The 228-nt window shown below is 32.5% G+C and carries 1 protein-coding gene; it reads left to right on the forward strand.

Annotated features, from left to right (window positions below; all coding sequences use genetic code 11):
* On the forward strand, window positions 1–228 hold a 228-nt coding region (locus tag SB775_RS34565), incomplete at both ends, for a Na+/H+ antiporter NhaC family protein (RefSeq protein ID WP_410865796.1).

The raw sequence follows: 228 nt of genomic DNA on the forward strand, positions 1-228 counted from the left end.
CTATTCGCATTTAAAAAAGTTCCAGCAGTTCCAACATTGCTTGCAGGAATTGTGGTAGGAATTATTATTCTCTTTATTTTTAAACCTAGCACTTCTTTAGCTGATTTAATGAAAATTATGCAAGATGGTTACGTTTCTAAAACTGGTATAAAAGATATTGATAGCTTATTATCTCGCGGTGGTTTACAAAGTATGATGATGTCAATCGCTCTTATTTTCCTAGCTCTT

This window comes from Peribacillus sp. SIMBA_075, assembly GCF_046534585.1.